This is a genomic window from Marinobacter sp. RI1 (genome assembly GCF_041155085.1).
GTDB classification, from domain to species: Bacteria; Pseudomonadota; Gammaproteobacteria; order Pseudomonadales; family Oleiphilaceae; genus Marinobacter; species Marinobacter nauticus.
Genome location: NZ_AP031605.1, coordinates 2566985 through 2590199, shown reverse-complemented (window position 1 = coordinate 2590199; position 23215 = coordinate 2566985). Strand labels below are relative to the sequence as shown.

General features: G+C 56.9%; 27 protein-coding genes and 1 tRNA gene. 5 read left to right on the top strand and 23 right to left on the bottom strand.

Going from position 1 to position 23215, the window contains the following annotated elements; all coding sequences use genetic code 11:
• Window positions 1–5: 5 nt before the first annotated feature.
• Window positions 6–3704, bottom strand: coding sequence for a methionine synthase (metH, locus tag ACAM27_RS11680; RefSeq protein ID WP_369611991.1), 3699 nt, complete (start codon window positions 3702–3704; stop codon window positions 6–8).
• A 238-nt stretch (window positions 3705–3942) separates the two neighbouring features.
• On the opposite strand from metH, the gene nfuA reads away from it, so the two are divergent.
• The 3 genes from nfuA to ACAM27_RS11665 all read left to right on the top strand — a co-directional run bounded on the left by nfuA (window position 3943) and on the right by ACAM27_RS11665 (window position 6306).
• The gene (gene nfuA / locus ACAM27_RS11675) at window positions 3943–4530 is read left to right on the top strand and encodes a Fe-S biogenesis protein NfuA (protein WP_029653412.1); all 588 of its coding nucleotides are present in this window, start codon (window positions 3943–3945) and stop codon (window positions 4528–4530) included.
• Between the two features lie 183 nt (window positions 4531–4713).
• Complete coding sequence (locus ACAM27_RS11670; RefSeq protein ID WP_369611990.1) at window positions 4714–5925, top strand: DUF445 domain-containing protein; 1212 nt, start codon at window positions 4714–4716, stop codon at window positions 5923–5925.
• Window positions 5926–5946: 21 nt separating this feature from the next.
• Entirely contained in the window at window positions 5947–6306 is a 360-nt protein-coding gene (locus tag ACAM27_RS11665) for a hypothetical protein (protein ID WP_369611989.1), read from the top strand.
• A 23-nt stretch (window positions 6307–6329) separates the two neighbouring features.
• On the opposite strand, the gene ACAM27_RS11660 is transcribed toward ACAM27_RS11665, so the two are convergent.
• The 5 genes from ACAM27_RS11660 to ACAM27_RS11640 all read right to left on the bottom strand — a co-directional run bounded on the left by ACAM27_RS11660 (window position 6330) and on the right by ACAM27_RS11640 (window position 8522).
• Window positions 6330–6656, bottom strand: a complete 327-nt coding sequence (locus tag ACAM27_RS11660; protein WP_031210926.1) for a TusE/DsrC/DsvC family sulfur relay protein — start codon at window positions 6654–6656, stop codon at window positions 6330–6332.
• Between the two features lie 3 nt (window positions 6657–6659).
• Window positions 6660–6947: a sulfurtransferase complex subunit TusB gene (gene tusB / locus ACAM27_RS11655; RefSeq protein WP_022991207.1), complete on the bottom strand. Its 288-nt coding sequence runs from the start codon at window positions 6945–6947 to the stop codon at window positions 6660–6662.
• A 9-nt stretch (window positions 6948–6956) separates the two neighbouring features.
• On the bottom strand, window positions 6957–7307 hold the full coding sequence (locus tag ACAM27_RS11650) for a DsrE family protein (RefSeq protein WP_369611988.1): 351 nt from the start codon (window positions 7305–7307) through the stop codon (window positions 6957–6959).
• Between the two features lie 2 nt (window positions 7308–7309).
• Window positions 7310–7720, bottom strand: coding sequence for a sulfurtransferase complex subunit TusD (gene tusD, locus ACAM27_RS11645; RefSeq protein WP_369611987.1), 411 nt, complete (start codon window positions 7718–7720; stop codon window positions 7310–7312).
• Between the two features lie 100 nt (window positions 7721–7820).
• On the bottom strand, window positions 7821–8522 hold the full coding sequence (locus tag ACAM27_RS11640; protein WP_011785004.1) for a Bax inhibitor-1/YccA family protein: 702 nt from the start codon (window positions 8520–8522) through the stop codon (window positions 7821–7823).
• 263 nt (window positions 8523–8785) lie between these two features.
• Here ACAM27_RS11640 and ACAM27_RS11635 point away from each other — a divergent pair.
• A tRNA-Ser gene (locus tag ACAM27_RS11635) sits at window positions 8786–8876 on the top strand.
• Window positions 8877–9158: 282 nt separating this feature from the next.
• Here the strand turns inward: ACAM27_RS11635 and ACAM27_RS11630 are convergent.
• Genes ACAM27_RS11630 through ACAM27_RS11600 form a run of 7 tightly spaced genes read right to left on the bottom strand, consistent with a single transcriptional unit; the run spans window position 9159 to window position 13990 of the window.
• On the bottom strand, window positions 9159–10112 hold the full coding sequence (locus tag ACAM27_RS11630; protein WP_369611986.1) for a biotin-dependent carboxyltransferase family protein: 954 nt from the start codon (window positions 10110–10112) through the stop codon (window positions 9159–9161).
• A complete protein-coding gene (gene pxpB / locus ACAM27_RS11625; RefSeq protein ID WP_022991211.1) occupies window positions 10109–10792 on the bottom strand; it encodes a 5-oxoprolinase subunit PxpB in 684 nt (227 codons plus the stop codon). Before pxpB ends, ACAM27_RS11630 begins: the two co-directional genes overlap by 4 nt.
• Window positions 10789–11529: a 5-oxoprolinase subunit PxpA gene (locus ACAM27_RS11620; RefSeq protein WP_022991212.1), complete on the bottom strand. Its 741-nt coding sequence runs from the start codon at window positions 11527–11529 to the stop codon at window positions 10789–10791. Before ACAM27_RS11620 ends, pxpB begins: the two co-directional genes overlap by 4 nt.
• A 19-nt stretch (window positions 11530–11548) precedes the next feature.
• Complete coding sequence (hemH, locus tag ACAM27_RS11615; RefSeq protein WP_121206541.1) at window positions 11549–12661, bottom strand: ferrochelatase; 1113 nt, start codon at window positions 12659–12661, stop codon at window positions 11549–11551.
• 23 nt (window positions 12662–12684) lie between these two features.
• Entirely contained in the window at window positions 12685–13113 is a 429-nt protein-coding gene (locus ACAM27_RS11610; RefSeq protein WP_022991214.1) for a TIGR01244 family sulfur transferase, read from the bottom strand.
• Window positions 13094–13549: a YeeE/YedE family protein gene (locus ACAM27_RS11605; protein ID WP_031210549.1), complete on the bottom strand. Its 456-nt coding sequence runs from the start codon at window positions 13547–13549 to the stop codon at window positions 13094–13096. The genes ACAM27_RS11610 and ACAM27_RS11605 overlap by 20 nt, the downstream gene beginning before the upstream one ends.
• A 3-nt stretch (window positions 13550–13552) precedes the next feature.
• On the bottom strand, window positions 13553–13990 hold the full coding sequence (locus ACAM27_RS11600; RefSeq protein WP_023010302.1) for a YeeE/YedE family protein: 438 nt from the start codon (window positions 13988–13990) through the stop codon (window positions 13553–13555).
• 343 nt (window positions 13991–14333) lie between these two features.
• On the opposite strand from ACAM27_RS11600, the gene ACAM27_RS11595 reads away from it, so the two are divergent.
• Window positions 14334–14753, top strand: a complete 420-nt coding sequence (locus ACAM27_RS11595; RefSeq protein ID WP_011784979.1) for a phasin family protein — start codon at window positions 14334–14336, stop codon at window positions 14751–14753.
• Window positions 14754–14756: 3 nt separating this feature from the next.
• On the opposite strand, the gene ACAM27_RS11590 is transcribed toward ACAM27_RS11595, so the two are convergent.
• From ACAM27_RS11590 to ACAM27_RS11545, 10 genes are all read right to left on the bottom strand, one after another.
• Window positions 14757–15386 (bottom strand): TetR/AcrR family transcriptional regulator, encoded by a 630-nt coding sequence (locus tag ACAM27_RS11590; RefSeq protein WP_023010301.1) that lies wholly within the window; start codon window positions 15384–15386, stop codon window positions 14757–14759.
• Between the two features lie 18 nt (window positions 15387–15404).
• Window positions 15405–16217, bottom strand: coding sequence for an exodeoxyribonuclease III (gene xthA / locus ACAM27_RS11585; protein WP_023010300.1), 813 nt, complete (start codon window positions 16215–16217; stop codon window positions 15405–15407).
• Between the two features lie 78 nt (window positions 16218–16295).
• Window positions 16296–17036, bottom strand: coding sequence for a hypothetical protein (locus ACAM27_RS11580; protein WP_023010299.1), 741 nt, complete (start codon window positions 17034–17036; stop codon window positions 16296–16298).
• A complete protein-coding gene (locus ACAM27_RS11575; RefSeq protein WP_023010298.1) occupies window positions 17033–17557 on the bottom strand; it encodes a DUF2878 domain-containing protein in 525 nt (174 codons plus the stop codon). Before ACAM27_RS11575 ends, ACAM27_RS11580 begins: the two co-directional genes overlap by 4 nt.
• Entirely contained in the window at window positions 17554–18828 is a 1275-nt protein-coding gene (locus ACAM27_RS11570) for a cyclopropane-fatty-acyl-phospholipid synthase family protein (RefSeq protein WP_222533727.1), read from the bottom strand. Before ACAM27_RS11570 ends, ACAM27_RS11575 begins: the two co-directional genes overlap by 4 nt.
• The gene (locus ACAM27_RS11565; RefSeq protein WP_222533726.1) at window positions 18816–19718 is read right to left on the bottom strand and encodes a DUF1365 domain-containing protein; all 903 of its coding nucleotides are present in this window, start codon (window positions 19716–19718) and stop codon (window positions 18816–18818) included. Before ACAM27_RS11565 ends, ACAM27_RS11570 begins: the two co-directional genes overlap by 13 nt.
• 2 nt (window positions 19719–19720) lie before the next feature.
• The gene (locus tag ACAM27_RS11560) at window positions 19721–20986 is read right to left on the bottom strand and encodes an NAD(P)/FAD-dependent oxidoreductase (RefSeq protein ID WP_222533725.1); all 1266 of its coding nucleotides are present in this window, start codon (window positions 20984–20986) and stop codon (window positions 19721–19723) included.
• A 25-nt stretch (window positions 20987–21011) separates the two neighbouring features.
• A complete protein-coding gene (locus ACAM27_RS11555) occupies window positions 21012–21794 on the bottom strand; it encodes an SDR family NAD(P)-dependent oxidoreductase (protein ID WP_369611985.1) in 783 nt (260 codons plus the stop codon).
• Window positions 21791–22261, bottom strand: a complete 471-nt coding sequence (locus ACAM27_RS11550) for a nuclear transport factor 2 family protein (RefSeq protein WP_023010293.1) — start codon at window positions 22259–22261, stop codon at window positions 21791–21793. The genes ACAM27_RS11555 and ACAM27_RS11550 overlap by 4 nt, the downstream gene beginning before the upstream one ends.
• Complete coding sequence (locus ACAM27_RS11545) at window positions 22258–23214, bottom strand: acyl-CoA desaturase (protein WP_222448070.1); 957 nt, start codon at window positions 23212–23214, stop codon at window positions 22258–22260. Before ACAM27_RS11545 ends, ACAM27_RS11550 begins: the two co-directional genes overlap by 4 nt.
• Between the last annotated feature and the right edge of the window lies 1 nt (window position 23215).

The following is a 23215-nucleotide window of genomic DNA, read 5'->3' as shown; positions in this document are numbered from 1 at the left end:
TCAGGTTATTCCGCCGGATCGTACGCCAGGCTTGGCATCAACCAGCGTTCAGCCTCGGCCTTGGTCAGGCCTTTGCGTTCAGCATAGTCCTCAACCTGATCAACGCCAATTTTGCCAACGGCAAAGTATTTGGCTTCCGGGTGGGCGAAGTACCAACCGGAGACCGCTGCGGTTGGATACATGGCGAAATGCTCCGTTAGCTGGAGGCTGGTGTTGGCGGTGGCATCCAGCAGTTTGAACAGAGTGGCCTTTTCGGTATGGTCCGGGCAGGCAGGGTAGCCGGGGGCCGGGCGGATACCACGGTAGCGCTCCTTGATCAGGTCCTCGTTGGCCATCTGTTCATCGGTGGCATAACCCCAGAATTCCTTGCGCACCCGTTCGTGCATGCGTTCGGCAAAGGCTTCGGCCAAGCGGTCTGCCAGGGCCTGCACCATAATGGCGCTGTAGTCGTCGTGGGCGTTTTTGAACTCAGCGGTCAGTTCGTCCACGCCGATGCCTGTGGTCACCGCAAAGCCTCCGACATAATCGCCCAGGTGCAGACTTTCCGGCGCCACGAAGTCGGACAGCGCCATCATTGGCTTGCCTGGAGCCTTCTCATCCTGCTGACGCAGGTGGTGCAGGGTAGTGAGCTCTTCGGTCCGGGATTCATCGGTGTACACGACAATGTCATCACCCCGGCGATTGGCGGGCCAGAACCCGACAACGCCTCTTGCCGAGATCCGCTTGTCCCCGATCATCTGTTTCAGTAGTTTCTGGGCATCGTCAAACAGGGTACGTGCGGCTTCTCCTCGTTTCGGGTCGTCGAAAATGGCCGGGTATTTGCCGGCAATGTCCCAGGAAATAAAGAACGGTGTCCAGTCGATGTAGTCCACCAGTTCCTTCAGATCATAGTCCTCGAAGACCCGGACACCGGTAAATGCGGGCTTGGGCGGCTGGTAGTTCTCGAAATCGATTTCCGGTGCACGGGCACGGGCTTCTTTCAGCGACACCAGCTTGGTGCGGTCACCACGGTTTTTGCGGCGTTCACGAATTTCGTCATATTCGGTGCGAGCTGCTTCAACGAAAGCGGGCTTCGCGGTCTTGCTCAACAGCTGGGACGCTACGTTCACGCAGCGGGATGCATCAGAAACGTAAAGGGCGATGTCGTTCTTGTACTGGGGCTCGATTTTGACCGCTGTGTGGGCTTTCGAGGTGGTGGCACCACCAATCATCAGCGGGATATTGAAGTCCAGTCGCTGCATTTCCCGGGCCACGTGCACCATCTCATCGAGTGACGGTGTGATCAGGCCGCTCAGGCCGATCATGTCGACATTTTCTTTTCGGGCCGTTTCCAGGATTTTCTCACAGGGCACCATTACGCCCAGGTCGATCACCTCGTAGTTGTTGCACTGCAGGACAACGCCAACAATGTTCTTGCCAATGTCGTGTACGTCGCCCTTGACCGTAGCCATCAGGATCTTGCCCTTCGCCTGCTGGTCCTCGGTTTTCTCAGCTTCGATGTACGGAATCAGGTGCGCCACGGCCTGCTTCATTACCCGGGCGCTCTTGACCACCTGAGGCAGGAACATCTTGCCGTCACCGAACAGATCGCCGACCACGTTCATGCCGGCCATCAGAGGGCCTTCGATCACTTCAATGGGATGGCTGGCGTTCTGACGGCAGGCTTCCGTGTCGTCGATAATGTAACTGGTAATGCCTTTAACCAGGGCATGCTCCAGGCGCTTCTCAACGGGCCACTCACGCCAGGCAAGGTCTTCTTCTTTGGCCTGGCCGCCTTTACCTTTGAACTTTTCGGCGGCTTCAAGCAGGCGATCGGTGGAGTCATCCCGGCGGTTTAGCACCACGTCCTCCACCAGTTCCTTCAGATCCGGCTCGATCTCGTCGTAAATCACCAGTTGGCCGGGATTCACGATGCCCATATTCATGCCGGCCTTGACCGCGTGATAGAGGAAGACGGAGTGAATGGCCTCACGTACCGCATCGTTGCCGCGGAACGAGAATGACACGTTGCTGACGCCGCCGGAGATAGAGGCGTGGGGGCAGTGCTCCCGGATCCAGCGCGTGGCGTTGATAAAGTCCACCGCGTAGTTGTTGTGCTCTTCAATGCCGGTGGCAATGGCAAAGATGTTGGGGTCGAAAATAATGTCGGCCGGGTTGAAACCGATGCCGGTCAGCACGTCATAGGAGCGTTTGCAGATTTCGGTTTTGCGTTCGAAGGTATCTGCCTGGCCGTCTTCGTCAAAGGCCATCACCACCACCGCGGCGCCGTAGCGCATACAGTCCCTGGCACGTTTGATGAACTCTTCTTCGCCTTCTTTCAGGCTGATGGAGTTCACCACGGCTTTGCCTTGGATACAGCGAAGACCCGCTTCGATCACATCCCACTTGGACGAGTCGATCATGATCGGCACGCGGGAAATGTCCGGTTCAGAGGCCACCAGGTTCAGGAAGGTAACCATCACCTCTCTGGAATCCAGCATGCCCTCGTCCATGTTGATATCGATGATCTGCGCACCGTTCTCAACCTGATCCCGGGCAACGCTCAGGGCTTCCTCATACTGTTCTTCCTTGATCAGCCGCAGGAAGCGCTTGGAGCCGGTTACGTTGGTGCGTTCACCCACGTTGATGAACAGAGTGTTTTCGTCACCGGTAAACGGTTCCAGGCCGGAGAGTCTGAGTGCTTTCGGGCGTTCAGGAATCTGTCGGGGCGGATACTTGGCCACTGCCTTGGCGATGGCTTCAATATGATCCGGGCGCGAGCCGCAACAGCCGCCGATGATGTTCAGAAAGCCGTCTTTGGCAAAGCCTTCAATGATCTCGGCCATTTCCTCCGGTGTCTGGTCGTATTCGCCAAACTCGTTGGGCAGCCCGGCATTGGGGTGGGCTGATACGTAGGTTTCGGCCTTGTTCGACAGTTCTTCCACATAAGGCCGAAGTGCGTCCGCGCCAAGTGCACAGTTCAAGCCCACGGAAATCGGTTTTGCGTGGGCAACCGAGTTGTAGAAAGCCTCGGTGGTTTGCCCGGAAAGCGTTCGCCCAGAGGCATCGGTGATCGTGCCGGAAATCATGATCGGCAGCTCAATACCACTGTCGATAAAGAACTGCTGGGTCGCGTAGATTGCCGCTTTGGCGTTCAGAGTGTCGAAAATGGTTTCAATGAGGATAAGGTCTGAGCCGCCCTCGACCAGGCCGGAGACCGCCTCGTAGTAATTGTCGACCAGAGTCTGGAAATCCACATTCCGGTAACCGGGGTTGTTTACATCCGGTGAAATTGAGGCGGTGCGGGAGGTGGGGCCCACGGCACCGGCCACAAACCGCGGCTTGTCGGGATTCCTGGCCGTAAACTCGTCGGCGATTTCCCGTGCCAGCTTCGCCGCAGCCACGTTGAGTTCCCTGGCCAGCTCTTCCAGACCGTAGTCGGCCTGTGACAGCTTGGTGGAGTTGAAGGTGTTGGTCTCGATAATGTCGGCGCCCGCATCCAGGTATTCTGCATGGATGTTGCGGAGCAGGGCAGGCTGGGTAAGGTTCAGCAGGTCGTTGTTGCCCTGAACTTCCCGTTCGTAATCTTTGAACCGATCGCCCCGGAATGCGGCTTCATCCAGCTTCTGGTTCTGGATCATGGTGCCCATGCCACCATCAAGAATGACAATACGTTCCTTGAGGGCTTGGTGCAGCTGTTCCAGGCGTGTATTACGATCGGTCATAGAAAACTCTTCCGGGTGTCGTTATTAACGTCGTGTTTTACGTTTTGGCGCGGGATCATAGCAAAAATGCCGAAAGGCGTCTTAGTACGGATGATCATTATCAAGTTCCGGTTTGGCAGTCGTTCGCTGGCATAAGGGAAATTGATTACCCCATTAATGCCCGACTATTTTACTTGGTCTTTTATGTTCCCGCGATCTCTCATAAAATGGCAGTCACACTTGATAACAGGTAGGAAGCATGGCTCTGGTAACTGTGACTGATTCCGCAAGGGATTATCTTGCGCAACTGATTGAAAAGCAGGATGTTGAAGGCATGGGCGTACGCATTTTCGTGACCCAGCCCGGCACCCGCAACGCAGAAACCTGTCTGGCGTACTGTCCGCCCAATGAAGTTGTGCCAACCGATGAGCAGGTCGATCTGGAGAAGTTTACCCTGTATCTGGACCATAATTCTGTGCCGTTTCTGGAAGACGCCTACGTCGACTATTCCAAGGATCAGATGGGCGGCCAGCTGACCATCAAGGCGCCCAACGCCAAGGTGCCGCAAGTGGCTGACGATGCGCCGCTGCCGGACCGTGTAAACTACGTTCTGGCCTCTGAAATCAATCCGAACCTTGCGGCCCACGGCGGCGATGTGTCGTTGGTTGAAATCGTCGAGGAATCGGTGGCTGTACTGCGCTTTGGTGGTGGGTGTCAGGGTTGTTCTGCCGTCAGCCTGACGCTGAAGCAGGGCGTTGAGAAAACCTTGAAGGAACGCGTTCCCGAAATCTCCGCAGTGCGGGATGTGACCGACCACTCAAACACTGAAAACGCTTACTATCAATAAGTTGCACCCTCCCTCCGGCAGCCGCTCGATTGCTGGCGGCTGCCAGAAACACCCGCCTTGCCTGGCTACACGGCCAATGGCCTGTTAAGCGCAATACTTCATTATCGGTCACATAAACAGAATCAAAGCCCGGTTATTATCCGTGCCGTGTGAGCGAACGCTTTTTCTATTTCGGGGTAACGCTTGACTGACCTTGCTCTTGTGTCCGTGCCTGTTATGGCTGCCGTGGTGGGATGGTTCACCAACTGGCTCGCCATTCAGATGTCCTTTCATCCTGTCCGGTTCATCGGCGTTGGGGTTATTGGCTGGCAAGGGGTGATTCCGCGCAAGGCCGAGAAAATGGCCCACATCTGCATTGATCGCACCCTGCAGAAGTTTGGCGACCTGAATTCTGTGTACCAGAAGCTGGAGCCCAACCGCATTGTGGAACAGGTGGTGGCTCAGGTAACGCCCCGTATGGATGAGTACATTGACGAGGTCATGTATGAAATCCAGCCAGTGCTCTGGGATAATCTGCCGCTGTTTGTTCGGGCCCGGATCTATCAGTGGGCGCGGCAACAGTTACCCAATCGGGTAGAAGAACTGGTGGAGGATTTTGGTGACGACCTGGATGAGCTGGTCGATCTCAAGGCGCTGTTGAGTCGGGAGTTGCAGAACCATCCGGACCTGATGAATCGTATCTTCCAGCAGGCCGGTGCGGTTGAGCTCAGGTCGGTCATTAATCGGGGCGCGATTATCGGTGCCTTGATGGGCGCGGTGCTGGCGCCGGTTTCGGTGTTCTACCCCCAGCCCTGGTTACTGCCGGTAGGCGGCTTTTTTATTGGCTTTATCACTAACTGGATTGCCATCAACCTGATCTTTGCACCGGTGCGTCCGCGCCGGGTATTGTTCTGGCAGTTGCAGGGGCTGTTCCTGCGTCGGCAGGATGAAATCAGCGATATCTGGGCGCGCCTGGTGGCGGAGGAATTGATCACAGTGGAGAAAGTCGCCGATGCCATGATCAATGGCCAGCACGGTGACCGTACCCGTGCCATTATCCAGAAACACCTGCGCCCCATGCTCGACAATTCCATGGTCATGAAGCTGGCGGCCCAGGTGTCTGTGGGCATGACCGGTTACACCGAGCTCAAGCGCGTGATGAATCAGAAAGCGGTGCTGGCAACCCGGGATGTATTCAGTGATCCCGCTTTCAATCGGGAGCGTGCACCCGTCGTGGCGGGGGTGCTGGCCAGCCAGATGAAAGCCCTGCGCCCGGAAGAGTTCCAGGACATCCTCAGGCCAGCGTTCCGGGAGGAAGAAATCCAGCTGATGTTCGTAGGTGGCTTGTTTGGTGCCGTGGCCGGGCTCGTTCAGTTTCTTGCCATGACCGGCTTGCCCCAGGCCATTCTGGGCTGAGTACACCAGGGAGAATAGCGTATGCCAGTTTGGGCACAGATACTCACACAGGTTTTGCTGACAGCGGCCACCGTAACGGCCGTTCTCTTCGGTTTCTGGTTCTGGGTGGTAAAACCATGGCTGGCTGAGCGCATCCAGGAATTGATCGACACCGCCAATGAGATTGAGCCGAAGGTCACGAGTGGCGTTCAGAAGGGCGTTGCAGAATCTATCCGGCAGATACCCCAAAGCGCCTGGGACGGTGCAACCCGTGAATCCACTCGCCAGTTCCTCAAGTTTGGCTCGAACCTGTTTGAAAATGGGCTGAGCACCTTTCTGGGTGCCGCTGCCGAAGAGCAGCAAGCGGCCCGGGCACGGTCAGCCGAAAAGCGAGACGGATAACCGCGGCTCTATCAGCCTCGGGTTCAGAGGCAGTTCGTAGGGCGAGGCAGACCAGCTATCCGGCAGGCCGTTTTGGCGGGTGTTCCGGGGAACAGCGTCATCAGGTAGATGCTGTCGCCTTTTTCGTCCCCCAGCGCCTCTCTTACGGCCTTCACGAACAACCGGTTCGACGGTGGCGACATCTCATGCTGTTTATAAAAATCCCTTAAAAAATATATGATTTCCCAGTGTTTTTCAGTTAACTCAATATCGTCTTCCTGAGCGATTTCCTGGGCTACCTCATTGGTCCAGGTGGCCGCGTCCTCCAGAAAACCTTCGTTGTTTCTCACAGGCGAATTCGAAGCACTCATGGTTTACCAGTTGATGATTCGTGAATGATTGACGGTCAGCTGCACAAAACCGGCGTAGTCGACCAGCTGCTCCGCGGGGACGCGATTGGCCACGGCGCGCGCATTCGCGTCTGTCTCCAGGCCATAAGACGCCCCTGGCAGCTGTCTTTCCCGATCAAGCAGTGCGAGCACCGCATCCTCAATCAGCAGTAGCGTGTCACCCTGCTGAACAGATGCCAGACAATGCCGGAACCTGGCGTGTTCCGGAGCCTTGTTGATGATGTGCAGGGTAGTGTTGACGTTCTCAGGCATGACAGGGTCCTATCCGGCAAAAACGACGCGGCTATACTGGCCCAGGGTTTCGGAAATTGACTCCGCTGCCGTAGTCCCTGGCAGTAAATCGCTGGTCTCCAGCCCGTACTTCGCGCAAGCCCGGGAATCCACCAGTATCTGTTCAACGCCGAACAGGGCGGCCGCAGCGAGATTCTTCTCCACAGATTTCTGGCCGACGGCGTCGGCGGCCTGGCCTTTGCACAGCCAGTTGACGCCAGCCCCCAGAAACAGCATGGTGGCGGGCTGGTCGAAGGCTGCCAGGGAGAAGGTCATGTCCAGCGCTTCTCGTCCAGTCCAGGAGCCATAGGGTGGCTGATCGATCACAATCAGGGTGGTCATGGTCAGTGTGCCCCGTGAAAATAAAGAACCCGGTTGGACTTCAGGTTACCCTCTACCCATTCGCCAAGACCGGCAATCTCGAAGGGTGCCCTGAGATTGCTGGCGGTCAGTTCGTAACGGGCCTGCTCGGTCTCATCGACAATGCCACGGCGCAGTGCCGAAGCAACGCAGGCGACCGCTGTGATGTCGTTCCGGGAAAGGAATTCAGACCACAGTCTCGGCCAGTGTTGCTCATCGGAGGGAGGTGCGCTCAGGGCTGACGCCAGGTGCACGCCATCGCCATACAGGAATACCCGGTCGATACGGTGGCCCGCTTTCAGCAGGGCCTGAGCGAATGACAGGGCAGTCTGGGGAGCCTGTGTTGCCCAGGGGGCACCGGTAATCACGAGTGTGTAACTGAGTGGCTGAGGCATGGAACTGGATGCTGACTGATGGAAACCCTGCAAGTGTACCTAAAGCAAAAACCCCGGCATAGGCCGGGGTTTTCTCAAGGCATTGGACTGAGATTGATGATCAGTCTTCGCCGCTGAACGCAGACAGCAGGTGCAGCAGGCTGACGAACAGGTTGTAGATGGACACATACAGGCCCACAGTGGCGATGATGTAGTTACGCTCGCCACCCTTGATGATCTGGCTGGTTTCGAAAAGGATCATGATCGAAGCGAAGATCGTGAAGCCTGCTGAAACGGCCAGGTGCAGAGCAGAACTCTCCATGAAGAACGCCAGCAGCATGGCCCCAATCAGCACAAATGCGCCAGCGGTCAGGAAGCTGGACAGGAAGCTGAAGTCCTTCTTGGTGATGATGGCGGTTGCGGACAGGCCTACGAACGCGACGGCCGTCAGCGTCAGTGCCTGAGCAACAATCTGCGAGGCGCCGGCAGCAACAAACGCACCGATGATCGGGCCAAGGGTGTAACCCATAAAGCCGGTCAGTGCGAAGGTGGTGACGATGCCCCAGGGGCTGTTCTTCAGTTTATAGGTGGCAAACAGCAGGCCGATGTAGCCCACGATGGTAATCAGGAAGCCCGGGTGCGTGCCATTCATGTTGAGGAACGCAGTCACGGCTGAAAACGCCAGGGTCATACCGAGCAGCATGTAGGTGTTACGCAACACCTTCATGGCGTCGTCGCTGATACCGGTCGTTGCGCGACTGGTTTCGCTGGCCGGCGAGTAGGCCGCCTGGTTGTTCTGAACGCCGAAACGTCTGTCTTCCATTGTCATCTCCGTTTAGTGCTCTAGTGCAACTGGATACTGTAGACCATCATAATGTCGAAACCGCAACTTTCAATCATTTACGACAGAGAAACACCAAATGGATTCCATTAAAACGCGGTAATCTTGTCTAAGCTCTGACCAGAAGCCACGGAATTTGCTTTGTTTTTATTGCAGGGCGTTGACAGAGGGGGCAAATCCGGTATCATTCCTCCCGCTGTCGACAAGGCAGCTAGCCGAAGCGTTTCCCGATGCTTCGACCAGACGGTGGGCTGGCAGAGTGGCTGAATGCAGCGGTCTTGAAAACCGCCGACGGTTAATAGCCGTCCCGGGGTTCGAATCCCTGGCCCACCGCCATTTTTCTTCTTGTTTTTCCTCTCGATACCCCAATATCCTGGTTACACCAATCCCTCCGTTGGATTCCAAACACCACGCTTCATATCCGGGAGATTTCATCCATGGCTGAAGAACCGGAAAGTCAGGAACAGTCAGATCGCAAAAACCGCCGCTTCGCAGTGTCAGCCAATCGAGGCAGGGCGAGCCATCGCGTGCGTTATGTCGAGACCGGTGGCGCGGCCGTGGATACGGAAGAGTGCACTTTTTGCCAGGCCGTTCCCGACCTTGAACATGCCGGGGGAATCAAAGCCACTCAAGTGCCTGGCCATTCTGACACCAGCGAGTGTTCTGGTAGTGAAGCTCAAAAAGCCGACGCTGATTCTGCGCCGTAGCCAGATCGCATAATTCAAACCGGACACGGCCACCGGGTAGTTGCTGGGCCAAACGGCTGCAATCCAGGATCGGTACCACGCCAGGCTTCGGGTAGCCACCAATCGTCTGGCCATCGTTCAGCAGCACGATAGGCTGACCATCACCGGGAATCTGAACGGATCCGTGCGCAATACCTTCGGAGATGATGCCGGGCGGAGGGCAGTCCAGGGCCGGGCCCTGAAGCCGGAAACCCATACGGTCGGATTGATCGCTAACGGTGTAGCTGCTGGTTGTCAGCCGCAGGATATCCGTACGTTGAAACTGCGAGTATTGATAGCCCGGTATCAGGCCGATAACCACCTCTGAACTAAAATCAGGGCGCTGGTGTGCGGGCACTTCCCGGCTCGGCACTTTTCGTTGCGGTTCCCGTGGTACCAGTTTATCTCCGCGCTTTAACGGGCCCCGGCCCTCGAGCTTTTCCCGAACAACCACCGTACGACTGCCGAACTGCTCCGGTGAATCCAATCCCCCCGCCACGGCCAGGTAGATAAGCCGGTTATGAACCGAGTGGCTGATGGTCAGCTCGTCACCGTCATTCAGGTTCAAGGTTCGCCACAGCTCAACCGGTTCACCGTTCACGGCCACCCTGGTTCTGGCGCCGGTGATGGCAATCTGACGCGAGCCGTGGGCAATGGCGCGGAATCCCCCTAGCATGATTTCCAGGCAGGCAGCATGGCGAGGGTTGTCCAGCAGTTTGTTGGCCCAGGTAAAGCTGATCAGATCAAGGGCGCCGCCTGCGGCCAGCCCGTGGTGGCGATAACCTCGGCGACCACTGTCCTGCACAGAACTTTGCACGCCGGGATGAATGACCTCCAGCCAGCTCATGAAATGAGCTCCCCACCGGCGGCCAGAAACGCCTCCCGGCTGATGGGGGTAAAGCGCACCCGATCGCCCACCTTGAGGAGCGACAGGTTCGTTGGATCAAAAAGGCGTGTCGGGCAGCGCCCAATCAGCTGCCAGCCGCCCGGAGAAACCTGCGGGTAAACTGCTGTCTGCCGATTGGCAATGCCAACGCTTCCGGCGGGTACCTGTTTGCGAGGAGTGGTTTTCCGGGGTGCGGCGATGCTGGGGTCAACCTGCCCCATAAAGGCGAAGCCGGGGGCAAATCCAAGCGCATGCACCCGGTATTCAACCGAGCTGTGTCGACGAATCACTTCCTCGCAATCCAGGCCGCTTTCCGAGGCCAGCCACTGCAGGTCAGGCCCGGTCTCGGCACTGTAATACACCGGCAGTTCCACCAGGCGGCTTTTCAATTCCGCCGTGTGCGCCTGTGTGCTTAGCCTGTGAATGATGAGCCTGAGTTCGGCGGTTACCTGCCGGAAATCGATGAGCATGGGGTCGTACACCACCATCAATGTGGTGTATGAGGGCACCATATCCACCAGCCAGTGAAAACCGGCACGACGGATGCTGTCGACGAGGCTGGCAATGCGAGCGGGCAGGGTATCGTCAATGGCCGGGGCCAGGGTAATCAGGATGGTGTCTTCGGAAACCGGTTCAATCATTGGCCGGATTTGCCGAGCGCCTTGCGGATGGCTTTGATCGCCTCCAGTGCGGCATCATTGTCGCCATGCACGCACAGGCTGTTGGCCGGAAGCTCAAGCCAGTGGCCGGTGGTACTGAACACACCACCTTTGTCAGCAAACGACTTTGCCTGGCGAACGATGATGTCCGGATCCTCGTGTACGGCGCCGGCCTGGCGCCGGGAAACCAGCTGGCCTTCGTCATCGTAGGCGCGGTCTGCAAAGGCTTCCAGCAGTAGGGGCAGGCCAACATCGGCCGCCATCTGCTGATGTTTGCGGTAATTGCAGGTGACCGGAATCATCAGTGGCAGATCGGTCCGGAAGGTGCGTACGGCCTCCATCACGGCACGAAGCAGTCTATTGTCCCGCATCATGTCGTTATTCAGGGCGCCATGGGGTTTGACGTAGCTTAGCGTCAGGCCTTCACTCCGGCACATGCCTTCGAGCGCCCCGAGCTGATACAGCATCAGGGCTTCGATCTCTTCCGGCGTGTGGTGAATCGAGCGCCGGCCGAAGCCGGGCAGGTCGTGATAGGACGGGTGAGCGCCAATAGCCACGTGGTGAACGGCTGCCAGTGCCAGTGTTTTGCGAATTACCATAGGGTCTGCGGCATGAAAGCCACAGGCCACGTTGGCCATGTCGATCAGGGGCATAACCAGGTCATCCTGGCCCATTTGCCAGGCGCCGTAGCTTTCCCCCAGATCGCAATTCAGTTTCATGGCACTGTCCTGTCTTTCCTTAGATGTCGCTGCGGCCCGGGAAGGTGGCCTGTTTGCGCTCTTCCGCCAGTCTGGCCCGCTGTTCCAGGGATTCCGGCGAATTCTCGGGAATACCCCATCCCTGCAGATTTTCCTCAACCAGTGTCACCAGGGCATCGATGTGCCCCGGAGTGGCGTTCAGGCAGGGAATATAGCTAAAGCCTTCGCCGCCGGACTCCATAAAGTATTCGCGGTTTTCCTCGTTAATCTCCTCGATCGTTTCCAGACAATCGGCGGAGAAACCAGGGCAAAATACATCAATGGATTTTACCCCTTTTTCGGGCAAGGCTTTAAGGGTTTCATCGGTATAGGGTTGCAGCCATTCCTCCCGCCCGAACCGGGACTGGAAAGTGGTCATGTACTGGTCTTTACCGAGGCCAAGGCGCTCCGCCAGCAGCCGCGATGTCTTGTGGCATTCGCAGTGGTAGGGGTCGCCCTTCAGCAGGTATTTCAGCGGTACGCCGTGGTAGGAGAGAATCAGTTTTTCCTTGCGGCCATGTTCAGCCCAGTGCGATTCAATATGGCGCGCCATGGCTTCGATGTACGGCGGGAAATCGTGGTAATGGGAAACAAACCGGAAATCGGGCAGCCAACGCCGCCGGGTAAAGTCTTTTGCAATGGCATCGAAGGTTGAGGCTGTGGTTGAGGCCGAATACTGGGGATACAGCGGAAGTACCAGCAGCTTGCGCACGCCCTGTTGTTGCATCTCTTCCAGTACCCGGGGGATGGAAGGGTTGCCATAACGCATAGCGAACCCAACCACCACATTGGTACCGAAACGCCGTTTCATGGCCTCACGGATACCCTCAGCCTGTTTCGCCGTGTGAATCAGCAGGGGAGAACCCTCCTTTTCCCACACACTGGCATAGGCTTCCGCACTTTTCCGGGGGCGGATGCGGAGAATGACGCCGTGCAGAATCAGCCACCACAGGGGGCGCGGTACCTCGACAACCCGCGGATCCCAGAGGAATTCCGCGAGGTATTTCCTCAGGGCGGGAGTAGTAGGTGCGTCGGGGGTTCCAAGGTTGGTGATCAGCACACCGAGCCGGTCCGGCTCATTGTGGCGGTAGTTATCGATCCCGTTGTAAGGCATTGAGACGTTCCGTGAGGTGAAAATTAACGCTTGCCGGCCTGCTGCATCAGGCGGGGAATAAGCCCGGTAATGTCGTAACCTGCATTCCGTGCCCGGGACAGGATTTCCTCTGGCTGGTGGTCGCGGGCACTGCTCAGGGCCCATAGTACCGTACAGCGGGTGCCGGAACGACAGAAGGCTAGTACGGGTTTCTCGGCATCACGGATCATGGGCGCGAAACGTTCTACGTCCTGGTCGGTAATATTGCCAGACTCAACCGGCATGTAGACCCATTCAAGGCCCTCTGCTTTCGCTGCGGCCTCAATGTCGGCCATGGCCGGTTGGCCGTATTCTTCATGGTCGGGCCGATTGGCGACCAGGGTCCGAAACCCCAGCCGCGCAATTTCGGCAACGTCATCAATAGCGATTTGTGGCGCTACGGAAATACTGTCATCAATTTTTCTGATATCCACGCGTGTCTCCCAACGACGGTCGTTTAATCCGCTCGATCACTTCGAATGCCATCATACCGGCCACCATGGACGCAACAAAGACCACGGCCTTGATTTCTCCGGCACCAAGAGCCACCAGGGCGGGCCCTGGACAAAAACCGGCAATGCCCCAGCCAATACCGAACATCATGCTGCCAATAACAAGTCTGGGCTCAATACGGTTGTTCGCCGGCATTTTCATGGTGAATCCGAGGAACGACAGGGTACGCCTGCGCGCCACGGCGAAAGCGACCAGTCCGACGATGATTGCGCCTCCCATCACGAAAGCCAGTGAAGGGTCCCAAAGCCCGGCGATATCGAGAAAACCAAGCACTTTTTCCGGATTGGCCATACCCGATACCATGAGCCCCAACCCGAAAATCAGTCCTGCCAGAAGTGAGGTGACAGAGTACTTCATCATTCAGACTCCCATCAGGTGGCGAATTACGAACACCGTTAAAAATCCTGTTGCCATAAAACTCAGGGTTGCGACCAGTGAGCGAGGCGACAGACGAGACAATCCACAGACACCATGCCCGCTGGTGCAGCCTGAGCCGTAGCGAGTGCCTATACCCACCAGCAATCCGGCAACGATCAGGGCTGGATAACCTGCGTCAACCTGAATGGGTGGAAGTTCAGAAAACAGCAGCCACAGGCTTGGGGTGCCTACAAGCCCGGCGAGAAAAGCCACCCGCCAGAGTATATCGCGGCGAGCAGGCACCAACAGGCCACCCAGTATTCCACTTATTCCTGCAATGCGGCCGTTCAAAAGCAGGAAGCTTGCAGCGGCGAGGCCGATCAGCAGGCCGCCGGTCAGTGCAGCGCCAGGGGTAAACTGGCTCCAGGCAATATCAATCATTCATAGACTCCCGCGAGATATCGGTTTTGGAATAAACATATAATGGGGAGAAATAATAACAAAAAAAGCCCGGCAGGGAATGCCGGGCAGAGGCGTGCGAGTAGTATCCATGAAAGACTTCCAGACAAACCGACATCAACAGGGATGCCGGTATTGGGAAGTATTGACCATAATTTGAACAGTTCAAGTGAGAGGCGCTTTCGTTTGAAAACATTTTTTCATATTGCATCAGTGGTTATACTGCGGCCTTTCGTTATGCGGTTCTCAGGGCCACCACTGCAATCCGGCCCCGGCTGTAATACAATGACACCTACCGCTAATGCCCGACTCCCATGAGGTATGCATGTCTGAGCACGACGACAAAAATCCTGAAAATGATCCGCAGCTGGCGGGCAAGATCAAGGATTCCGCCCGGCAAATCTGGCTGGCTGGGCTTGGCGCCTACACCAAAGCGGAAGAGGACGCCGGCAAGTTCTTTGATCGTCTGGTTCAGGAAGGCGAACAGCTGGAGAGCAAAACCCGGGGTGTGGTCGAGAAACAGATCCGGACCGTGGAAGATCGGGTAGGCGAGGTTCGTGAGCGGGCCACCGGGACCTGGGACAAACTCGAGCATATGTTCGACCAGCGGGTTTCGGGCGCGCTCCGTCGCCTCGGCATCCATCGTCGGGAAGAAATCGAAGCTATGGAGCGCCGTATCGAGGCATTGGAAAGTGAGCTGTCCAGGCTGCGCGGTCAGAACACTGCGCGCGACGAGGAAGAATAAGCTCTAGAGATAGGTCCGGCTGGTGAGCCGGATCTGTTCCTGTTCTTCTTCGTTCAGGTAGGGAAGCAACAGGTGCAACATCTGATAGACACCGCGGCCCGGGTCCACTGACTCCCGGTCATCCAGATGCGAAAGCGTGTCGAAGCTACTCCAGTAACACACCGTCAGGGTAAGCTGCTCACACACCGAAGCCAGTTCATCCGAACCGATGTTCATGATGCCTTGCCGGCGAAAACTCTCACACAGCGTGTTGAACGCCAATTCCTTCTTTTTGAGAATCCTGCGAAATCGAACCTGAAGCTGATCGTAACGGGACAGGACATTGACCAGATCCTGGTACAGGAAACGGTAGCGGGCCACGGCTTCAAACAGCAGATGCAGGAAGAAGCTGAACTGGTCCATGGACACGTCTGCTTCCTCGGGCACCGCCAGAAGATCCAGCATCTCTGCCTCATAGGCCCGGAACAATTCCTCAACGATATCGCCTTTGCTTTTGAAGTGGTAATACAGGTTGCCAGGGCTGATCTCCAGCTCATCAGAGATCAGCAGAGTGGTGACGTTGGGCTCCCCAAGGCTGTTGAACAGCAGCAGGCTGGTGTCGAGGATCCGATCCCTGGTTTTGACTTTCTTCATCCGTAATGGCCTGGTCAATCAGAGGTCGAATGAGGCCCACACCGGGCAGTGATCGGATGGTCGCTCCATGGCCCGGATATCGTAGGACACTCCTGCTGCTTTTGCCTTGGGCAGGAGGCTGTCACTGGCCATGATCAGGTCAATGCGCAGGCCTCGCCTCGGGTCACGCTCAAAGCCTTTGCTGCGATAGTCAAACCAGCTGAAGGTGTTGGCTTCGTCCGGGTGCAGATGGCGGAATACATCGGTAAAGCCCCGTTGTTCAACCTGCCCAAGCCATTCCCGCTCTTCCGGCAGGAAACTGCATTTTCCCGAACGCAACCAGCGTTTTGCATTGTCGGCGCCAATGCCGATGTCGCGGTCTGTGGGCGATATGTTCATGTCGCCCATTACCATAATATGGCCGGGTTTCTTGGCCAATTCGTCCAGGTAGGCCATCAGGTCGGCGTAGAACTTTTCCTTGGCAGGAAACTTTACAGGGTGGTCCCGGCTTTCCCCCTGGGGGAAATAACCGTTGATGACGGTCAGGGGCTCGCCGTTAACGGTGAAATGGCCGGTAATCAGGCGCCGCTGGGAGTCTTCACCATCGGAGGGGTAGCCTTTGAGAACCTCTTCCGGCTCCGCGCGGGATAACAGGGCAACACCGTAGTGGGTTTTCTGGCCATGAAAGTGAACGTGATAACCGAGCTCGCGAATGGCCCCGACCGGGAATTCCTCATCAGTGACCTTGGTTTCCTGAAGACCGATGACATCCGGATTAAGCTGCTGAATCACGGCTTTGAGCTGATGCAGGCGGGTGCGGATACTGTTCACATTGAACGACACAAACATCATGGGCGCAGAATCTCCGGAAAAATTTTTTCGGAGTTTAACACACCCCAGGGCGGGTGCCGTCTGGCAGCTGCGACCAGATTACCGTGTCAGTTCACAATCCGGTAAGCGGGCAACCTGATAGCGAATGTGGGCGATGTGGTTGGATTCGGCATCTTGCCGGATGTTGGTTAACCCCAGATAGTCGGTCAATGCACCGTCTGAGTTGTACCCCAGCACGATAGGGTCAACGAGAACCCGTAACAACAGGCTGGTGGGGCGGATCTGCACGGTCAGGTCTGCGTCCACCTTGACGGAGGTGGCTGGCTCGAGAACAAAACCGTAGTGCTCCCCCCGGGTGGGCGCCAGAAACCGGAACTCCACTGATTCGCCTTGCCGGATACGTTCCCAGTTGGCCCGGACAAAGTAGTCAAACCCTGAATCCACCACCAGCTGCTGGTCGAACGGCACCGTGAATTCTCGAGTCTCGCCCGTTGGCTCCTGCCAGGCAATACTGAGAGCCTGCTCCTGCGGGTAGGTGATGGTTAACGCTTCACCGAATGCTGGCTGGCGGAACTCTACCCGGGGCCGAAACGCGGAGTTATTGTAAGACAGCGATTTACTGGCGAATGCGTCTCCGCTTTCCGGATTCCGGTAGGAAACCTGGTGGTCAACCGGGTCAAAGACGCCTTCGGAACACGTGCCTTCGATTCGATGATCCTCCTGGTAAAGCACCTTCCCATCCTGTTTGGCCGTACCTGAAAATTCAAATACCTGGCCAGACACGGGGGATGCGGCTGCTGTCAGGAGTAGGGTAAGGAACGTCGAACCAGCGAGTTTCATGTTTCCAGCTCCGCGTACAGGGCCTTGCGAATGAACAGCAGCAAAGGAAACAGGACGAACCAGCCGACGGCCATGGCGACCAGGGAAAGTGTCAGGTCCGGCAGCGCCACTATACCGAGCTGGCTGGCGGACCAATAGGCAAAGGGGCCGGCAATGGGGGCCAGAGCCCACGGCAGCCACTGGCGCTGGCTGATCCAGCCCAGGGAATGGCACAGGGTGGTCATGAAGATGGTCCAGATCGCGATGAGCCAGGGCGGGGCAGCCAGCACCTCTTTTCCGGAATCCAGGGCCAGCACCCCGGTTCGGAACCAGAGTGTATCCATCAATCCGCCGAGCACCACGCCAAAGCCAATAAACTGCAGTTCGGAAAACCGCCGTTGACTGACCAGAGCAAGATGCAGGCCCAGGAACACCAGGATCAGCCCCACCGTAGCTAGCCCGGGGTACAGCACGCAGGCCAGCCAGCCTGCCTGGAACAGTATAAAGTTCAGCAGGTTACGGGCTGTTTTTGAAGTGATCATACACTCAGAATGTTCGCGCGTTTGTTGGCCGGCTTGGCCATGACCAGATGGGCAACGCCAATTGCCCGCTCGCTGAAGCCAGCTTCGCAGTACGCGAAATAGAAATGCCACAGGCGCTGGAAGGCCTGGTCGTAACCCAACTGTTCCAGTTCCTGACGGCGCGCCATAAACCGTTCACACCAATCCCTCAGGGTTCGGGCGTAGTGAAAGCCGAAGTCTTCGGCATGGGTCAGTACCAGGTCCGAGCCCCGGTTCATAGAGCCCAGAATAGCGCCGAATGATGGGATAAAGCTGCCGGGGAAAATGTAACGCTGGATAAAATCCACATTCTTCAATGCCCGGTGGTAACGCTGTTCCGGCATGTTAATGGCCTGAATCAGCGCCAGGCCATCCGGCTTCAGCAGGTGGCTGATCTGGGACAGGTAGCTGTCCAGGAACTGGGGGCCAACGGCTTCGATCATCTCGATGGACACCAGTTTGTCGAACTGTCCCTGCAGATCGCGGTAGTCGTCGAACAGCAGCGTAATCTTGTCTTCCAGGCCTTCCGCTTTCACTCGCGCCTTGGCCAGCTCCAGCTGCTCCCTGGAAATGGTAGTGGTGGTGACATGGCAGCCATAGTGTTTGGCGGCGTGAATGGCGAAGCCACCCCAGCCAGTACCGATTTCCACCACCCGGTCCTCCGGACCTAAATCCAGTTTGCGGCAGATGGTATCCAGCTTGTGAACGGCCGCTTCGTCCAGGGTTGAATCCTCGCGGGGGTAAATGGCGGAGGAATACATCATGGTTGGGTCCAGGAACAGGCGGAACAGGTCATTGCCCAGATCGTAGTGGGCGCTGATATTCTTGCGGGAGCCTTCCGGGGTGTTTCGGTTCAGCCAGTGCAGTGCCTTGAGTGCGGGCTTGCTGATCCAGGCAAACCGGTCTTCAAACCGGTTCATGGTGTCGATATTGCGGGTAAAGAACCGAAGCAGGGCGGTCAGATCTGGCGAACTCCAGTCACCTGCCACAAACGATTCGGCAGCACCGATGCTGCCACCGGTCACCAGATCCCGCCAGGTGCTGTGGTTGTGGATCACCAACTCGGCCTGCGGATAGCGGTCATCGCCATCACCGAATACGAGGTCCTCAGCTCCTGCCTCTCTGATCAACAGCCTGCCATGACCAAGCTGCGCCAGTTGCTGGCAAGCCAGCTGCTTTGCGACACGGCTGATCAACGAAAGCCCCGTGTTTCCAGTGCGCTGGTGTTCAACCGAGGTGTTCAGGTTCTCCATGAGCTTACCCTTCCTGCCGAATCAAATGCGTTGTCTTGTTGTGCCGATGGTTTTTCCGTTACATCCAGCCCCAGATCCTCGGTACCGCGCTGGTAGGCGCTGTCGGTTGCATCGAGCTTGTTCGGGTGGGTGTAAAAGGGGGCCCCTTTGAATTTCAGCTTCAGGGCATTCCAGTAAATACCGGCAATGCCTTTGATGGTTTCCAGGGGAAACCGTCTCAGGCTCCTGTGCAGGGTTTTACGATCAAGAGGGGTGCGTTGGACTACCAGCGTGGCATCAAAATGCTTGCGGCCTTCCTCTTCCAAATTCATGTGAACGCGCATGTCCTTGCCGCGAAAACTGAACAGCCACTGGTAGTGCTGATTCATGCCATTAAACGGTGAAACGTGGAAGCGTTTGCTGAAAGCAAAACGCTCGGTGTGCCAGGCGTTATCGGAGCCTGGCCCCGGCTGGGTGCATTCCATGCAGTACACATGGCGCTGTTTCCAGGGGGTGTTGGTAATCTGGGCGACAATCACACGGGGGGTGGCGCCGGCTTCTGGCCTGCAGCCCCTTTCATAGCACAGGTAAAAACTGACCGGATTGAAAATGTAGCCCAGGTAGCGCGGGTGGGTAACCAGCTCTATTGGCCCATCCGGAGCCCAGCCGGTGGCGCTTTTAACCCGGTTGAATACCGCCTGGCGCAGACTGGGCACTTCCGGGTCCAGGTAATCCCGCCGGTAGAGCCCCAGCCAGTTAAAACGTTCGAGGGAAAAAAACGGGCTGGTTCTGGTTACCGTGGACCAGTCGTCAAGGTCGAGGGCGAGCATTCCGATGCTGTAGCTGAATTCATGCTGGACCGGTAGCTTGCGCCGATGCCTTATGGTGCCTTCCAGCCATTCACTGGCCATAATCAGAGCTCCACCCCGAATGCCCGGGTAACCCTCAGTGCGCTGCGCACACCGTCTTCGTGGAAGCCATTGAACCAGTAGGCACCGCAAAAGTGGGTGCGGTTCCGGTTACCGATGTCATCGTAGCGCTCCTGCGCGGCAACGGCGTCCAGAGTGAAGACCGGGTGATCGTATTCAAACCGTTTGATCACCTTTTCCGGATTAATATCCCGGCTGCGGTTCAGGGTGACGCAGAAGGTTTCCGGCGCATCGTCGAAGTTCTGAAGAACATTCATGTTGTAGGTTACAGATACCGGTTGGGTACTGTGTTCCGGGATCATGTAATTCCAGGCGGCCCAGGCTAACCGGTTGGATGGCAGCACGCTGGCGTCGGTGTGTAATACCACATCGTTCTTCTGGTACGCGATGGCTCCGAGAATGCTTCTCTCGTCGTCGGTGGCGTCGTCCAGCATGGCCAGGGCCTGGTCACTGTGGCAGCCGAAAATGACCTGGTCAAAACGATGTTCCTGTCCGTTGGCCACCAGGGTAACGCCCTCGTCATCCCGTTTTACGGAAGTTACCGGGCTGTTCAGATGGGTGCGTTCGCCCAGCTTGTCCATCATCCGGTTTACGTAGGTAGCCGAACCTCCGGAAATCACTCGCCAGGTGGGCCGGTCATCCACAGATAACATGCCGTGGTTGTTAAAAAATTGCAGGAAAAACCGGATTGGGAACTGTTCCAGCACAATCTCCGGCGCAGACCAGATAGCCGCGCCCATGGGGACAATGTAGTAGTTTCGGAAGTACCGGCTGTAGCCGTTGCGGTTCAGGTATTCCCCGAGTGTTTCGCCGTCCGGAATCGTGCCGGCGGCCAGGTCGGCACGGGTTTCCTTGTTGAACCGGAGAATCTCCCGGATCATTTTCAGGAAATTCAGATTAAACAGATTCCGGCGCTGGGCGAACAGGGTGTTCAGACTGGTGCCGTTGTACTGCAGTCCACTGGCATGGCAGTCCACGCTGAAACTCATGTTGCTCACTTCAGAAGCCACCCCGAGCCGATCCATCAACTTGATGAAGTTGGGGTAGGTCCAGTCGTTGAACACAATAAAACCGGTATTCACCGGCCAGGTACGGCCACCAACTTCCACTTGTTCCGTGTTGGTGTGGCCTCCGGCATAGTCTCCGGCTTCAAACATATGCACATCGTGCTTGTCGGCCAGCAGCCAGGCGGCTGTTAAACCTGATACTCCAGCGCCAATCACGGCAATTCGCTGACGTTCCTGATTCATGCAAGGTATTTCCTGTGGTCGAACTTCACTGATCGGTTTTACGGGCCATGGAGGCGGCCATGCGGTCGATGACTCCCTGGGGCAGGGCGGCTAGCAGCTTCAGGGACCAGGTAAAGCGTTTCGGGAACGCGATTTCGTTCCGGCCTTTCTCAAGCCCAGTGCGGATTCGTCGAGCCGCATCCCCGGCTGAGATGATGAACGGCATGGGAAAATCGTTTCGGTCCGTCAGTGGCGTTTTGACAAACCCCGGGGATACCACCACAACCCGAATCCCCTCGGCCGCCAGATCGGCTCTCAGAGACTGGGCGAAGTAGGTAAGCGCTGCCTTGGAGGCGCCATAGCCCTCGGCCCGCCCGAACGGAAACCACCAGGCCGAAGAACTCACAATCACCAGAGTAGCCGGCTTGCCTTTGGCGCGGGTCGCACGCAGAGCCGGCAGGGCAATATCCAGGCAGCGCGCCGTGCCGATCACGTTGGTGGTCACGTTGTTGGCAATGACATCGCTGTTGTATTCCGCCACTTCCAGATACTCACAGGTACCGGCGTTCAGAATGACCATGTCCAGGTCGCCAAAGTGGTCAAGCTGCGACTTGACCCCCTGCAAGTCATTCTTGCTGGTGGTGTCCGCAGCGGCGGCGGCTATCTGGTTCGGGAAGGTTTGCAACAGCTCATCCAATGGCTCCTGCCGGCGGCCGGTCACAATCAGTTTGTGACCGGCACCGGCGAGTTCGTGAACCAGCGCTTCGCCAATACCGGATGAGGCGCCGGTTAACCAGATGTTGCTGGGTGATGACAGCAATTGGCTCATCCCGCCTGCTCCTTTACCCAACGAATCATCCGGCCCAATACGGGCAGGTTTTCATACAATAGCTGGCCGGCGTCGAAATAGTCCCGGTGATACCGCACTTTCCCGTCCCGGATTTCCAGGTGGCTGATGCCTTCTACAAACACCGGCTTGCCGCCGCGAACACGCTTGTGTTGAAGTTCCATCACCCAGGGCAGGCTGCACCAGCATTCCTGAATGACGGGTTCATGGAAACGGAACTGGCAGCGGATAACGTTGCCGTAGGCGCTCGCCATGTATTCGGTCAGCTGATCAAGGCCATGTACCCGACCAAAAGGATCCTGAAACTCGATATCCTCGCCGTATACCTGCTGGAGCTTGTTGAGATTGCCTTTGTCGAGCGCGTTATACAGCGAACAGAAACGGTCCAGTACCACGGGCAATCCTGAATCCGGTGCCCCGACTTCAATGGCAGAGGCAGACGTCGTCATGAGCGGTTCCTCCTCTTGTTGTCCAGTTCCCGGGTTTCTTTCTGGATATGAGCCGGAATCGGATTAAGATCCCAGATAATGCCCAGCTTGGAAAGCAACCACAGGCCGTACCAGGTCACATCAATTTCGTACCAGCGGAAACCCTGGCGTACCGATTGCGGCCACCGGTGGTGGTTATTGTGCCAGCCTTCACCCAGGGTGATCAGGGCCAGCCAGAAATTGTTGCGGCTGTCGTCGTCGGTCTCAAATCGCCTTTTACCCCAGACATGTGACAGGGAGTTGATCGAAACCGTGCCGTGAAAAAGCACCACGGTTGATATGAAGAAACCCCATACCAGGAGCTGAAGCCCGTTGGTGCCGAGCTCGGGCGCCCACAGGGCCAGTGCCTCGCCAAACAGGTAAATAGCGACCGCGAACGCAGCGGGTATCAGAGAGTCAAAACGGTTGATGAACCTGAGTTCCGGGAATTTCAGCCAGTCGCGCACCCTGCGTTCATCCATCGCAAAGCCCGCATCACAGGTGAACCATCCCATATGGGACCACCAGAACCCACCTTGGTGTGGTGAGTGCAGATCCTGCTCATTGTCCGAGTGCTGATGATGGTGCCGGTGGTGTGCCGCCCACCACAAGGGGCCTCTCTGGGCCGCACTGGCCCCCAGAACCGCAAACACGAACTGTGCCGGCCGGCTGGTCTTGAAGGTCTTGTGGGAGAAATAGCGGTGGTAGAAGCCGGTGATCGCGAACATCCTTACCAGGAAGAACGCAATGGCAAAAACCACTGCGAAGGTACTGACACCGGTGTAAAGTGCCAGCAAACAGGCAAGGTGGAGGGCGATAAAGGGCAGCACCCGTACCCAGTTAAAGGCCCGGGAATCCGTATCCAGGTGATCTGATCCAGCTTCGGAATCGAACCATCTCAGAATGTTTGTTAACCAACTATTTACTCGGGTCATA

Excerpts from the sequence above, each read along its gene's own strand:
- metH (WP_369611991.1), bottom strand. The coding sequence starts at position 3,704 with ATGACCGATCGTAATACACGCCTGGAACAGCTGCACCAAGCCCTCAAG.
- nfuA (WP_029653412.1), top strand. The coding sequence starts at position 3,943 with ATGGCTCTGGTAACTGTGACTGATTCCGCAAGGGATTATCTTGCGCAA.
- ACAM27_RS11665 (WP_369611989.1), top strand. The coding sequence starts at position 5,947 with ATGCCAGTTTGGGCACAGATACTCACACAGGTTTTGCTGACAGCGGCC.
- ACAM27_RS11660 (WP_031210926.1), bottom strand. The coding sequence starts at position 6,656 with ATGAGTGCTTCGAATTCGCCTGTGAGAAACAACGAAGGTTTTCTGGAG.
- tusB (WP_022991207.1), bottom strand. The coding sequence starts at position 6,947 with ATGCCTGAGAACGTCAACACTACCCTGCACATCATCAACAAGGCTCCG.
- ACAM27_RS11650 (WP_369611988.1), bottom strand. The coding sequence starts at position 7,307 with ATGACCACCCTGATTGTGATCGATCAGCCACCCTATGGCTCCTGGACT.
- tusD (WP_369611987.1), bottom strand. The coding sequence starts at position 7,720 with ATGCCTCAGCCACTCAGTTACACACTCGTGATTACCGGTGCCCCCTGG.
- ACAM27_RS11640 (WP_011785004.1), bottom strand. The coding sequence starts at position 8,522 with ATGGAAGACAGACGTTTCGGCGTTCAGAACAACCAGGCGGCCTACTCG.
- ACAM27_RS11630 (WP_369611986.1), bottom strand. The coding sequence starts at position 10,112 with ATGAGCTGGCTGGAGGTCATTCATCCCGGCGTGCAAAGTTCTGTGCAG.
- pxpB (WP_022991211.1), bottom strand. The coding sequence starts at position 10,792 with ATGATTGAACCGGTTTCCGAAGACACCATCCTGATTACCCTGGCCCCG.
- ACAM27_RS11620 (WP_022991212.1), bottom strand. The coding sequence starts at position 11,529 with ATGAAACTGAATTGCGATCTGGGGGAAAGCTACGGCGCCTGGCAAATG.
- hemH (WP_121206541.1), bottom strand. The coding sequence starts at position 12,661 with ATGCCTTACAACGGGATCGATAACTACCGCCACAATGAGCCGGACCGG.
- ACAM27_RS11605 (WP_031210549.1), bottom strand. The coding sequence starts at position 13,549 with ATGAAGTACTCTGTCACCTCACTTCTGGCAGGACTGATTTTCGGGTTG.
- ACAM27_RS11600 (WP_023010302.1), bottom strand. The coding sequence starts at position 13,990 with ATGATTGATATTGCCTGGAGCCAGTTTACCCCTGGCGCTGCACTGACC.
- ACAM27_RS11595 (WP_011784979.1), top strand. The coding sequence starts at position 14,334 with ATGTCTGAGCACGACGACAAAAATCCTGAAAATGATCCGCAGCTGGCG.
- ACAM27_RS11590 (WP_023010301.1), bottom strand. The coding sequence starts at position 15,386 with ATGAAGAAAGTCAAAACCAGGGATCGGATCCTCGACACCAGCCTGCTG.
- xthA (WP_023010300.1), bottom strand. The coding sequence starts at position 16,217 with ATGATGTTTGTGTCGTTCAATGTGAACAGTATCCGCACCCGCCTGCAT.
- ACAM27_RS11580 (WP_023010299.1), bottom strand. The coding sequence starts at position 17,036 with ATGAAACTCGCTGGTTCGACGTTCCTTACCCTACTCCTGACAGCAGCC.
- ACAM27_RS11575 (WP_023010298.1), bottom strand. The coding sequence starts at position 17,557 with ATGATCACTTCAAAAACAGCCCGTAACCTGCTGAACTTTATACTGTTC.
- ACAM27_RS11570 (WP_222533727.1), bottom strand. The coding sequence starts at position 18,828 with ATGGAGAACCTGAACACCTCGGTTGAACACCAGCGCACTGGAAACACG.
- ACAM27_RS11565 (WP_222533726.1), bottom strand. The coding sequence starts at position 19,718 with ATGGCCAGTGAATGGCTGGAAGGCACCATAAGGCATCGGCGCAAGCTA.
- ACAM27_RS11560 (WP_222533725.1), bottom strand. The coding sequence starts at position 20,986 with ATGAATCAGGAACGTCAGCGAATTGCCGTGATTGGCGCTGGAGTATCA.
- ACAM27_RS11555 (WP_369611985.1), bottom strand. The coding sequence starts at position 21,794 with ATGAGCCAATTGCTGTCATCACCCAGCAACATCTGGTTAACCGGCGCC.
- ACAM27_RS11550 (WP_023010293.1), bottom strand. The coding sequence starts at position 22,261 with ATGACGACGTCTGCCTCTGCCATTGAAGTCGGGGCACCGGATTCAGGA.
- ACAM27_RS11545 (WP_222448070.1), bottom strand. The coding sequence starts at position 23,214 with ATGACCCGAGTAAATAGTTGGTTAACAAACATTCTGAGATGGTTCGAT.